Here is a 12,027-nt window from a genome sequence, read left to right as displayed (position 1 = left end):
AATTATATTCTGTGAAATTAATTACAAGTGCCTAAGAAAAAGAACCGTTGTTTTAAAATGATTGGTTCAAATGATCTAAGGAATGGGTCTTATGAATTGTTAAAACGATTTCCCTATAAATGAAAAAAGGCCACACACATTGTGCATGGCCTCTCAACTGAATTTTTTCATTGTTTTAAAGAGTCGTTGTTTCCCCTTCATCACGTTTAGAAATTACGATAAAACGCGTTTAATCCGTTCTATTGCCCAGTCCAATTCTGTTTCCGTAATAACGAGAGGTGGGGCAAATCGAATGACAGTGTCATGTGTTTCCTTACACAATAATCCGTTTTCTTTCAGTCTTTCGCAATAAGGTCTTGCAGCTTCAGTAAGCTCAACACCAATAAATAAGCCTCGTCCTCTTATATCTTTAATGATTGGATTTTTGATTTGTTTTAAGCGTTCAACAAAATATTCTCCCAGTTTTAGTGAACGTTCTACAAGGTTTTCCTCTTCAATTACTTCAAGTGAAGCAATTGATACGGCGCATGCTAGTGGATTTCCGCCAAAAGTTGAACCATGTGATCCTGGATTAAAAACGCCTAGAATATCACTATTTGCTACAACACATGAAAGCGGGAACACACCGCCACCAAGTGCTTTTCCTAAAATATACATATCAGGAATGACATTCTCCCAGTCACAGGCAAACATTTTTCCCGCCCGACCAAGTCCTGCTTGGATTTCATCAGCAACGAAAAGAACTTGATTTGCTTTACATAAATCAAACGCTTCTTTTAAGAACCCTTCAGGCGGTATCAATATACCTGCTTCACCTTGAATCGGTTCAATAAGAAATCCAGCAGTGTGTGGTGTAATCGCTGATTTTAATGCTTCAATATTACCATATGGAATTAATTTTATTCCTGGCAGCATAGGACCGAATCCTTTGCGATACTCTTCATCAGATGAAAGTGAGACCGCTGTCATTGTCCGACCATGAAAGTTGCCAACACAGGCAATAATTTCCGCTTGATTATCAGGAATTCCTTTTACTTGGTAGCCCCAACGTCTAACCGCTTTGATTGCCGTTTCAACTGCCTCTGCACCTGTATTCATCGGTAATGCCATGTCTTTCTTCGTAATTCGAGCAATTTTTTCGTACCATGGTCCTAACTGATCATTATGAAAAGCACGTGATGTTAGGGTTACTCGATCTGCTTGATTTTTGAGCGCTTGAATAATTTTCGGATGACGATGTCCTTGATTGACCGCTGAATAAGCACTTAGCATATCCATATATTTATTTCCTTCGGGATCCTCCACCCAAATCCCTTCAGCTTTTGAGATCACAATTGGGAGTGGATGATAATTTTTTGCACCGTATTTTTCAGTTAGGTTAATCACTTTTGCTGATTCATTAATCATCTATTAACCTCCTAATTATTGTTATATATACATAATCAAATAGGCTATCTAATCTTATTCATAAACCTCTAACAATTTACTATAATAACTTTTCCCCAAAAAGTGATCCCATTAACGCTACTGCAACAGTTGCTGTTTTATTTCTTTCATCCAAAATTGGATTAACCTCTACAAATTCAGCGGAAGTAATAAGTTTTGACTCCTCAAGGATTTCCATTGCTAAATGGCTTTCTCGATAACTAATCCCACCTAATACAGGAGTTCCAACACCAGGAGCATCACCTGGATCAAGCCCATCTAAATCAAGGGATAAATGAACGCCATCTGTTTTATCCTTTAAATAAGCAACAGATTCCTCCATCACCTTCGTCATACCAAGTCGATCAATTTCATGCATCGTATACACCTTGATTCCTTTTTCTCGAATCAACTCTTTTTCTCCCTCGTCTAATGAACGAGCTCCAATTATGACGATGTTTTCTGGTTTTACCTTTGGAGTGTAATCCGCAATATTAGTTAATGCAGAATGTCCTACACCTATACTTACAGCTAGTGGCATCCCATGAATATTGCCTGAAGGTGATGTTTCACTAGTATTTAAATCCCCATGGGCATCATACCAAATCACACCGAGGTTTTTGTAATGCTTAGATACTCCAGCGAGTGTTCCTATCGCAATACTATGATCGCCTCCAAAAATAAGTGGAAATGAATTAGACTCTATAACTTTATTAACCGCAGAGGCAAGTTCTTCACTAGCCTTCGATACCGCTTTCAAATATTTTAAATTCCCTTCAGAAACTTCTTCCTCTTTACCAGGTCTACCAATCTCTATATCACCTTTATCATGAATCTCGTAATCTAGCTTTTCTAAGCGCTCAACAACACCAGCATATCGAATCGCACTAGGTCCCATATCAACCCCACGTCTTGATTGTCCTAAATCCATTGGAACTCCAATTATTGAAATATGTTTTTTCACCTGAGATACTCCCCCTTTGCTAGTTGCCCCAATTGTATCTTAGGATAGGGAGATGATTCAACTCGACATAACCATGTATAAATATACACAAGTATACAATTATAAGTATATTACCATTATATTTATATATATATATAACAAATATAAATACTTAATTAATACTTAATTAGATAAATTTTTAATTTTTAAATATAATTTCATTCGAACAAAAAAGTTCATCTTTCATCTTTTATATAGAAAATTTTTTTCAAGCCTCCTTATTTAGTGACATTCATCACGGTTAATTTATCACATTCTAAATAAAATAATAGATATGAAACACATCATGGAGTGTGAGAAACGTTGGAAAATGAAGCTTTAATTCTTGTTGAGGAATTAGCATTAAAGAAACAAAAAATATATCGTCAGAGTCCATTTATTTTCATTTTACGATCTATGCTTGCCAGCATGTTTATAGGTTTTGGTGTGATCGTCGCATTTAAAGCAGGTAATTTCTTTTTTATCGAGCATTCCCCGTTCGCTTATCCAATAGCAGCGTTGACATTTGGTGCAGCGATTATTTTAATCGCATATGGTGGAGGAGATCTATTTACAGGAAACACCTTCTATTTTTCCTATACAGCATTTCGGAAAAAGATTAGTTGGTTTGAAGTGTTAAAGCTTTGGTTGATAAGTTATGCTGGGAATATTTTAGGAGCTTGCTTCTTTGCTCTATTTATACTTTCCACCGGTTTGTTTGCTGATGATTCATCAACTAGCTTTTTATTAAGTGTGGCTGATAAAAAGGTTCATCTTTCAACATCAGAATTATTTTTCAGAGGAATTCTTTGTAATTGGCTCGTTTGTCTTGCTTTTTTTATTCCGATGAGGCTTCAAGGTGATGGGCCAAAATTGTTTACAATGATGCTGTTTGTATTTTGCTTTTTTATTTCTGGTTACGAGCACAGTATTGCAAATATGTGTACCTTCGCCATTGCATTTGTTTCAAATCCTCCAGATAGTTTTACAATTGCAGGAGTGATTCATAATCTCATTCCCGTTACATTAGGAAACTTAATAGGTGGTGGTATTTTAATGGGATGGATGTATTACTATGTGAATAAGCCATTTATCAATGAATGAATACTATCTATAAACGATGATGACTCAGCTCGGGCAGTCCCTACTTAGTCATCATCATTTTTTAAGGAGAAATGTTAAAAATAAGCATTACTTACTCGTTTCCCTACGTACAACAGGAGCTATCTCTGTTGCTAAAAGTTCGATCCCTTCTGCAACTTTATGAAATGGTATTGCGCCAATATCAATCTGTGCAATAAAGCGATGATGACCAAACAATTCGTATTGATGGAGAATCTTTTCAATAATTTGTTGTGGACTTCCTACGAATAATGGTGTTTCTGAGCTTGACATTCCTTCAAAATCAGCGCGAGACATCTTTGTCGTACTGCCACCTAGCTGACTGCTAACATATTGTTTATAATTTGAATAATAAGGGTAGAACTCATCTTTTGCTTGTTGAGTTGTTTTAGCGATATAACCATGACCTGTGACAGCAATTTTAAGTTCATTCAAGTTATGACCTGCCTCAATACCTGCTTTTCGATAGATGTCAACAAGTGGTTTAAATCGAGAGGGATTCCCTCCTAAAATTGCAAGTGCCATTCCTGTCCCTAAACGGCCAGCTCTTTCTGCACTTTCAGGTGTACCACCAACCCCAATCCATATTGGAAGTGTTTCTTGAGAAGGACGAGGGGCAATATCTGCATTTTGTAGTGTTGAACGATAATGACCTGTCCAAGAGATCTTATCGTTTTGGTTGAGCTTTTGAAATAGTTCAATATTTTCTAGAAAAAGGTCGTCATAGTCATCAAGGTTATACCCGAAAAGTGGAAAGGATTCTAGAAACGCTCCACGACCAGCGATTATTTCTGAACGTCCGTTTGACAGCAAATCCAATGTAGCAAAGTCTTCAAACAATCTTACCGGATCCACTGTACTTAAAACAGTAGTTGCACTTGTAAGCTTAATTTGTTTTGTGACTTGGGCTATTGCAGCTAAGACAACAGGTGTTGCAGATACAGCATAGTCTAAACGATGATGCTCACCAACTCCAAACACATCTAGTCCCGCTTCATCAGCCAGCTTTGCTGCTGCTATTATTTCTTGTAATCGTTGTTGTGCAGAAATGACTTTTCCTGTATGCGGATCAGAACCTATATCGCCAAGTGTGTAAATCCCTATCTCGAATCTTGATTTCTTTATGTCTGTGTTGTCTATCATAGGATTTTTCCTCCAAATTACTTGTTGGTGCTTGATTTACTAAAAGGATATTTTTACCGGACCACTTACTTGGTCATCAATATTCCCAAAATACCTTTTGTAAATTCCTTTACCTATATACTTTACTATATTAACAAATCAGTTACTTTATGTAAGTGATTATATTTTAGTAAACGACTTATGTCAAGTAACTAATTTACGATACATAACTACATAATTTTTTATAATTTGGTATAATATCTTATAGAGGAGTGATGAAATATGAATAAATCTCTAATCTGTCCTAGGTTTGAAAAAGCAATGGGTATTTTAAGCCAAAGATGGACAGGGCTTGTTATTTACCAACTACTTAATGGCCCACAGCGTTTCTCTACCATCGAAACTTCTATTGGAATTACAGGAAGAGTTCTTTCAGATCGATTAAAGGACTTGGAGAATCAAGGAATTGTGAGTAGAGAAGTTTACCCTGAAACTCCAGTTAGAATTGAATATTCTTTAACTGAAAAAGGATTATCCTTAGAACCACTTTTAAGAGATATTGAAAAATGGTCTCAAACATGGGTAAATTTGGAAGATGGTAACGAATAAAAAAGCCCCATTTCTGATCGTTCAGAAACGGGGCTTTTTCGAATGCCTAAGTGAAATTCCCTTTGATAAAAAATATCTCACCTCATCAAACGACTCTTCTCTTATTATTATTTTTTATAAATACCAAATGGCTTTCCCACTGGCAAAACTACCTGGCCAAAGTGTGTATTTAATACAACTGCAGCAGAACCATAAAACGAAAGTAAAGCAATAATAAACTCAGAGACAGCTGCTAGCATATGTGTCTCTTCGTGCATAATTCCAAATGTGCTTAATGATAAACCAATAAATAAAAAATCAATAAAGACAAAAATAAAAAATAGTACTTTATGTGTTTCCATCGCACCGATTGTCATATAAATACTAAAAATTAAATACCCAATAAACGCAACACCAAGTTGCTTCGGGTCTGCATCTGCAGCTAGTTTTTCACCAAAAAAACCTAACTGAATTAACCAAGACATTCCAACTCCAAACCAAAATAACCCAAAAGCCCCAAATGCTGTTGTTCCAAAAATATTGTTATGCTTAGCATCTTGAACACAAGCAAACAATTGTGCAATTCCACCTAAAAAGAACGCCCAAGGTAAGATAAATGAAAGACCTTCTGTTAACCCTAACTTTTGCGAAGATGCCACAAAAGTTACCATTGCTAAACCAAATAGACCTAATGCTGATGGATCTGCTGTTGTTACTTTTACTTGTTGTGTATTCTGAATATCCATTCTTTCCTCCTAAAAAAACATACTTAAATAAGATACATAAGAATAAGAATGGTGTCAAACTATTTCTTGAGTTTATTTGCTCAGGTGGACGACCTTCTGATCACCTTAAAATAACAGCAGTGGGATAATACCCACTGCTGCTTTTGTTAATTGTTAATTGTTAATTGTTAATTGAGTTACCTACCTCTGATACTGCACCCGATGTAAATTGGCAAAAATCCCATCTTGTTCAATTAATTCATCATGATTTCCTTCTTCAGCAATCCCGTTCTCTGTAACGACAACAATGCGATCAGCGTTGCGAATCGTTGCTAATCGATGCGCAATGACGAGCGTTGTACGATTTTTTGAAAGCTCAGTTAATGCTTTTTGAATAATTAATTCAGTCTCTGTATCAAGGGCTGAGGTTGCCTCATCTAATATTAAAATTGGTGGATTTTTCAAAAACATTCTCGCAATAGCAATTCGTTGCTTTTGACCTCCTGAAAGTTTTAGTCCTCTTTCACCAATTTGTGTGTCATAGCCAAATGGAAGTGATTCAATAAAGCTCTCTAAATGAGCTCGTTTCGCGGCTGCTTCTATTTCTTCTTGTGTTGCATGTAATTTTCCATAGGCAATATTTTCTCTAAGAGTTCCTGTAAATAGAAAAACATCTTGTTGAACAATCCCAATTTGTGAGCGTAGGGAATGCTTCGTCATGTTACGAATATCGATCCCGTCAATTTTGATAGAACCACCCTCTACATCGTAAAAGCGTGGAATAAGTGAACAAATTGTTGTTTTTCCGGCACCTGATGGTCCAACAAAAGCAATCGTTTCTCCTGAAGAAATCGTTAAATCGATCCCTTCTAACACTCGTTTATGCTCATCATAACCAAATGACACGCCCTCAAACTTAATGTCACCCCGTAGTGAGGAAACTTCTACAGCATCCTTAACATCTACAACATCTGGATCCATATCCATCAACTCAGTAAAACGTTTGAATCCAGCCATTCCTTTCGGGTAAAGCTCCATTAATGCACTAATTTTATCAATCGGTTTAAATAATACGTTTATATATAAAACAAATCCAACTAGTTCTCCATATGAAAGCTGACCCGTATAGCTTAACCACGCCCCAACTACCAGTACAGCCAAAGTGACAAATCGCGTCATCATATATATACCAGACAGGCTAAAGGACATAACCTTATATCCAGCAAGCTTTGCTTTACGAAACTTTTGGTTATTTGCCTGAAAACGGTTATTTTCAAAATGTTCGTTTGTAAATGATTGCACTACACGAACCCCTGACACACTATCCTCTACCCGAGAGTTCACATCTGCTATTTCAGTATACATATTCTTCCATGCACGGTTCATTTTCATATTACTTACAACGATAAGCCAGCCAAGGAATGGTAATATTACTAACGCCACTAATGCAAGCTTTGCATTAATGGCGAACATGATCCAAAATGCACCTAAGAATGTCATAATTGAAATAAATAAATCCTCAGGTCCGTGATGTGCAAGCTCACCTATATCCATAAGGTCATTTGTAACACGGCTCATGATATTACCGGTTTTTGTATTATCAAAAAACTTAAATGATTGCTTTTGCACATGCTGAAACAACTGTCTTCTCATATCGGTTTCAATGTTAATGCCAAGCTTATGTCCCCAATAATTCACGATGAATTGTAAAAAAGTACTAATAATATACAGTAGTAATAACCCAATACTTACTGACACAATTGCTCCCCAGTCTTCACTTGGTAGCAAGGAATCAATAAACCATTGTACAGCAAGTGGAAATGCTAATTCTAAAAGGGCTACTATAATAGCACTACTAAAATCAATAATAAAAAGCTTTTTATGAGGTATGTAATACGAATAAAAACGCCTTAGCATCTACTTCTTCTCCTTTTTTTCACATCATATAAACATATTATATTAGCATTAATTAGAAATAGATATATCAAAATGTTGTAGATTCCAGCAAACAAACGATATAATGTATGGTATCAAATCTGGAAAGGAGTAAAAATATTTTGACAAAATTAATTGGATATATCGGTACGTACACAAAAGGTGAGAGTAAAGGGGTTTACAGTTTTACATTAGACACAGAAGCTTCTAAGCTAGGTGATGTAAAAGCAGTTGCTGAATTGGACAACCCTACATACGTAACGGTAAGCAACGACAACAAAACTCTCTATGCAGTTTTAAAAGAAGATAATGAGGGTGGTGTCGCTTCTTACACAATTAATACCCAAACTGGTGAGCTTTCCAAGGTAAATAGTCAAGTCATCGATGGTGCATCACCATGCCATGTGAGTGTTGACAGTGAAAACCGCCAAGTTGTAACTGCAAACTATCACAAAGGAACGATCGAGTCTTACTTAGTAGATGAAGATGGCACAGTAAATCCTGCTGTTTCAAATATGGAACTCACCGGAAAAGGTCCACATGAAAGACAAGAAAAACCACATACTCATTTCTCAGGATTTACACCAGACGAGAAATATGTAATTGCTGTTGATTTAGGGATTGATAAAGTCATTACATATAAAAATGAAAGTGGAAAACTAGAAGAAGCTCACAGTTTATTGGTAAAGGCTGGTAGTGGTCCAAGACATATTACCTTCCATCCCAATGGAAAGTTTGCATATGTTATGACAGAGCTTAGTAATGAAGTTATCACTCTAAGTTATAATGCTGAAACTGGCATATTCACGGAATTACAATACATACCTACAATTCCTGCAGACTTCACTGAAAATAGTCAAGGAAGTGCCATTCATATTTCCTCAGATGGTCGTTTCGTCTATGCAGGAAATCGCGGACATAACAGCATTGCTGTATTCAGTGTTAATCAAGATAATGGCGAGCTCGCATTTGTTGAATATACCTCTACTGAAGGCAACTGGCCTCGTGACTTTGTATTAGATCCATCGGAAAACTTCATTGTTGCTTCAAATCAGGAAAGCAGCAATCTTGTGTTGTTCTCTAGAGATAGTGAAACAGGGAAACTTACATTGATACAATCTGATGTTTCGGTTCCTGATCCTGTTTGTGTCAAATTCCTAAACGTTTAAACTGTTTATATAACAAAGGATGAGCTTTAATATACTCATCCTTTGTTATGAAACAAATTAGGTTTCGAGCAAACTATGCCACTCCTCAAACCATTTGAAAACTTAATAACTATTTATTCGTTAAAGTACAGTTAGACAGATCAAGTCTTCTAATTACCACTCACCACTCGGCAATACTTCCATCTTTATGTCTCCAAATTGGATTTCTCCAATTATGTCCCACGTTTGCAAGCTTCCTTACATGATCCTCATCAATTTCAATGCCTAATCCAGGTCCTGTAGGAATCTTGACATAGCCATCTTTGTATTCAAACACTTTTTTCTCAACAATATAGTCTAATAGATCATTTCCCTGATTGTAATGAATACCCAGACTTTGTTCCTGTATAAATGCATTATGACAGGTTGCATCAACTTGTAAGCATGCAGCTAATGCGATTGGTCCTAAAGGACAATGGGGAGCTGCTGCAACATCAAATGCCTCTGCCATTGAGATGATTTTTTTGCATTCAGTAATTCCACCTGCGTGGGATAGATCTGGTTGAATAATATCAACATAGCCATCTTTTAATAGATTCTTATATTCCCATCTAGAAAACATTCTTTCACCTGTTGCAATTGGGATACTTGTGGCTTTAGCTATTTCTCTTAGTGCTTCATTATTGTCAGAAAGTACCGGTTCTTCTATAAACATCGGTCGAAATGCTTCTAACTCTTTTGCTAATACTTTCGCCATTGGTTTATGTACACGGCCATGAAAATCAATTCCAATTCCAATATATGGACCGACCGCTTCTCGAACAGCGGCAATCCGTTCAACAGCCTGATCAATTTTCTCGTAAGAATCGATTATTTGCAGTTCTTCTGTTCCATTCATTTTAACAGCAGTAAATCCTGCTTCAACTGCCGATTGTGCAGCCAAGCCTACATCAATTGGACGATCGCCACCAATCCATGAATAAACACGAATGGAATCTCTGCATGCACCACCTAATAATTCATAGATTGGTGCATTAAAATACTTCCCTTTTATATCCCATAGAGCTTGATCAATTCCAGCTATTGCACTCATTAAAATTGGACCGCCACGATAGAAACCTGATCGATACATCATGCTCCAATGATCTTCGATTCTATGAGGATCTTTTCCTATTAAATTTTCCATAAGCTCTTTTACAGCAGTGCCCACCGTTTCCGCTCTTCCTTCGATAACAGGTTCTCCCCACCCAACAATTCCTTCATCTGTTACGATCTTTAAAAATAACCAACGAGGTGGCACTTGAAATAATTCATATCCTGTAATTTTCATTTTAACCTCTCCTAATTAGTAATCAGAATTTATAGCTGATACAAATTGGCTCGCTTTTTTCGTTAGTTGTTGTAAATATTCATCTGTTATTTCATGTTTTGTATTCACTAATGCACTACCGATTCCACAGCCAACTGCACCTGCTTCTATAAAGTCATTGAGATTTTTTAGATCTATACCACCTGTTGGTAAAAGTGGAATGTGTGGGAGCGGACCTAAAATATCCTTTATATAATTAGGTCCTAAAGTTGCCGGAAAGACTTTAATAATATCTGCGCCATTCTGATAGGCTGATAGAATTTCAGTTGGCGTAAAAGCACCAGGAATACTAACTGCACCATATCTTTTTGTTAGTTTAATTGTTTCAATATCAACAGTAGGTGATAAAATAAACTTTGCTCCTGATAAGACTGCACTTCTGGCGGTTTCAGGGTCTAGTACCGTCCCTGCCCCAATTAACACTTTGTCACCAAGTTCACTTGATACCTGCTTAATGACTGATAAGGCATTTGGAGAATTCATCGTAATTTCAATCAATTTTATGCCACCATCTTTTAGGGCATGAGAGATTTTTATTACATCATTAGGATTAGCTCCTCGAATGATAGCAATGATTTTATTTTCTAGTATTTCAGAAAGCGCATTCATTTCAATCCACCTCACTTTTCTTTTTACTCTTACACAGCTTTATTATATCGTTTAATCCTATATTCAATAAACCACAAAGCTTTAAGAAAGGCAAAAAAAAAGAGCTAACCGGTTATTTATCCGAGTCTGCTCTTTAAAAAGTGATTATTGATTCGCTTTTTTAATCCATTCTGCAACTGTAACAGTCCGTTTTGCCTGATGTTTAACTGTTCCTTCGACATCTTCAATCATTTTTCCATTTTGATCAACTGTTACACTTGTTCCGTATGGGTTTCCACCAGAGCCAAAAATAACTGGATCAGTATAACCTGGAGCTGCTACAATTGCTCCCCAATGATACATTGTTGTATACAAGGATAAAATCGTTGCCTCTTGACCACCATGTGGATTTTGTGCTGAAGACATGGCACTAACTGCTTTATTCACAAGTTTACCGTTAAACCATAGGCCACCTGTAGTATCTAGGAATGCTTTCATTTGTGAAGGCATATTACCAAATCTAGTTGGCACACTGAAAATGATTGCGTCAGCCCATTCTAAATCATCTAAGGTTACTTCAGGAACATTACTCGTAGCTTCAACATGTGCTTTCCATGCTGGATTTGAATCAATAGCTGCTTGTGGAGCTGTTTCTGGTACCTTTAAGACTTTTACCTCAGCACCAATTTCTTTCGCTCCCGCTTCTGCCCACTGTGCTAATTGATAATTTGTCCCACTTGCACTGTAGTAAATCACCGCTAATTTTACATTTGTCATTTGATTTGACTCCTTATCACTTGAATTTCCCTTGAATAATTTGTCCAAAAATCCCATTATTATCACCATTTTTTGATTTTCCCCAAAAGAAGTTTCACTTTTCATTCCATATAGGGATTGTGATTTTTGCATCTGGTAAAGAAAATGTTAGCTTACTTTTACCCTTATATTATTTCTCTTATTTTGTTTTTTTTAAACACGCTATCTCTTTTCTTATGAATAGACTATGGAAATCGTGTGAAATAA

Annotated in this window: 11 protein-coding genes; 3 read left to right on the top strand and 8 right to left on the bottom strand. The window is 36.4% G+C overall.

Translation table 11 applies throughout. The features are described 5' to 3' along the window. Positions 1 to 213 precede the first annotated feature (213 nt). Together HUW50_RS17475 and rocF are read right to left on the bottom strand one after the other, a co-directional pair. Positions 214 to 1,407, bottom strand: coding sequence for an ornithine--oxo-acid transaminase (locus tag HUW50_RS17475; RefSeq protein WP_157094374.1), 1,194 nt, complete (start codon positions 1,405 to 1,407; stop codon positions 214 to 216). Between the two features lie 79 nt (positions 1,408 to 1,486). Continuing rightward, positions 1,487 to 2,356: an arginase gene (gene rocF, locus HUW50_RS17470; protein ID WP_066331689.1), complete on the bottom strand. Its 870-nt coding sequence runs from the start codon at positions 2,354 to 2,356 to the stop codon at positions 1,487 to 1,489. A gap of 375 nt (positions 2,357 to 2,731) precedes the next feature. On the opposite strand from rocF, the gene HUW50_RS17465 reads away from it, so the two are divergent. Next, positions 2,732 to 3,511, top strand: coding sequence for a formate/nitrite transporter family protein (locus HUW50_RS17465; protein ID WP_066331414.1), 780 nt, complete (start codon positions 2,732 to 2,734; stop codon positions 3,509 to 3,511). 87 nt (positions 3,512 to 3,598) lie between these two features. Here HUW50_RS17465 and HUW50_RS17460 read toward each other — a convergent pair whose 3' ends face one another. Next, positions 3,599 to 4,672 carry an LLM class flavin-dependent oxidoreductase gene (locus HUW50_RS17460; protein ID WP_066331415.1) on the bottom strand — a complete coding sequence of 358 codons (1,074 nt, stop codon included), beginning with the start codon at positions 4,670 to 4,672 and terminating at the stop codon, positions 3,599 to 3,601. Positions 4,673 to 4,933: 261 nt separating this feature from the next. On the opposite strand from HUW50_RS17460, the gene HUW50_RS17455 reads away from it, so the two are divergent. Beyond that, the gene (locus HUW50_RS17455; protein ID WP_066331416.1) at positions 4,934 to 5,260 is read left to right on the top strand and encodes a winged helix-turn-helix transcriptional regulator; all 327 of its coding nucleotides are present in this window, start codon (positions 4,934 to 4,936) and stop codon (positions 5,258 to 5,260) included. 107 nt (positions 5,261 to 5,367) lie between these two features. Here the strand turns inward: HUW50_RS17455 and HUW50_RS17450 are convergent, their stop codons facing one another. Beyond that, complete coding sequence (locus HUW50_RS17450) at positions 5,368 to 5,985, bottom strand: acetate uptake transporter (RefSeq protein ID WP_066331417.1); 618 nt, start codon at positions 5,983 to 5,985, stop codon at positions 5,368 to 5,370. A 180-nt stretch (positions 5,986 to 6,165) separates the two neighbouring features. Further along, positions 6,166 to 7,881 (bottom strand): ABC transporter ATP-binding protein, encoded by a 1,716-nt coding sequence (locus tag HUW50_RS17445; protein ID WP_066331420.1) that lies wholly within the window; start codon positions 7,879 to 7,881, stop codon positions 6,166 to 6,168. A gap of 140 nt (positions 7,882 to 8,021) precedes the next feature. Between HUW50_RS17445 and HUW50_RS17440 the strand changes: the two genes are divergently transcribed. Then, on the top strand, positions 8,022 to 9,068 hold the full coding sequence (locus HUW50_RS17440) for a lactonase family protein (RefSeq protein ID WP_232329018.1): 1,047 nt from the start codon (positions 8,022 to 8,024) through the stop codon (positions 9,066 to 9,068). 160 nt (positions 9,069 to 9,228) lie between these two features. Here HUW50_RS17440 and dgoD read toward each other — a convergent pair whose 3' ends face one another. From dgoD to wrbA, 3 genes are all read right to left on the bottom strand, one after another. After that, a complete protein-coding gene (dgoD, locus tag HUW50_RS17435) occupies positions 9,229 to 10,377 on the bottom strand; it encodes a galactonate dehydratase (RefSeq protein ID WP_066331432.1) in 1,149 nt (382 codons plus the stop codon). Between the two features lie 15 nt (positions 10,378 to 10,392). Beyond that, positions 10,393 to 11,025, bottom strand: a complete 633-nt coding sequence (locus HUW50_RS17430) for a bifunctional 4-hydroxy-2-oxoglutarate aldolase/2-dehydro-3-deoxy-phosphogluconate aldolase (protein WP_066331433.1) — start codon at positions 11,023 to 11,025, stop codon at positions 10,393 to 10,395. Positions 11,026 to 11,169: 144 nt separating this feature from the next. Then, positions 11,170 to 11,838: an NAD(P)H:quinone oxidoreductase gene (gene wrbA / locus HUW50_RS17425; protein ID WP_066331692.1), complete on the bottom strand. Its 669-nt coding sequence runs from the start codon at positions 11,836 to 11,838 to the stop codon at positions 11,170 to 11,172. Positions 11,839 to 12,027 lie beyond the last annotated feature (189 nt).

The sequence above is a fragment of the Metabacillus sp. KUDC1714 genome, from assembly GCF_014217835.1.
GTDB lineage: Bacteria > Bacillota > Bacilli > Bacillales > Bacillaceae > Metabacillus > Metabacillus rhizosphaerae.
This window is presented reverse-complemented; position numbering and strand designations above follow the sequence as displayed.

Excerpts from the sequence above, each read along its gene's own strand:
- wrbA (WP_066331692.1), bottom strand. The coding sequence starts at position 11,838 with ATGGGATTTTTGGACAAATTATTCAAGGGAAATTCAAGTGATAAGGAG.
- HUW50_RS17455 (WP_066331416.1), top strand. The coding sequence starts at position 4,934 with ATGAATAAATCTCTAATCTGTCCTAGGTTTGAAAAAGCAATGGGTATT.
- HUW50_RS17460 (WP_066331415.1), bottom strand. The coding sequence starts at position 4,672 with ATGATAGACAACACAGACATAAAGAAATCAAGATTCGAGATAGGGATT.
- dgoD (WP_066331432.1), bottom strand. The coding sequence starts at position 10,377 with ATGAAAATTACAGGATATGAATTATTTCAAGTGCCACCTCGTTGGTTA.
- HUW50_RS17450 (WP_066331417.1), bottom strand. The coding sequence starts at position 5,985 with ATGGATATTCAGAATACACAACAAGTAAAAGTAACAACAGCAGATCCA.
- HUW50_RS17445 (WP_066331420.1), bottom strand. The coding sequence starts at position 7,881 with ATGCTAAGGCGTTTTTATTCGTATTACATACCTCATAAAAAGCTTTTT.
- HUW50_RS17475 (WP_157094374.1), bottom strand. The coding sequence starts at position 1,407 with ATGATTAATGAATCAGCAAAAGTGATTAACCTAACTGAAAAATACGGT.
- rocF (WP_066331689.1), bottom strand. The coding sequence starts at position 2,356 with ATGGATTTAGGACAATCAAGACGTGGGGTTGATATGGGACCTAGTGCG.
- HUW50_RS17430 (WP_066331433.1), bottom strand. The coding sequence starts at position 11,025 with ATGAATGCGCTTTCTGAAATACTAGAAAATAAAATCATTGCTATCATT.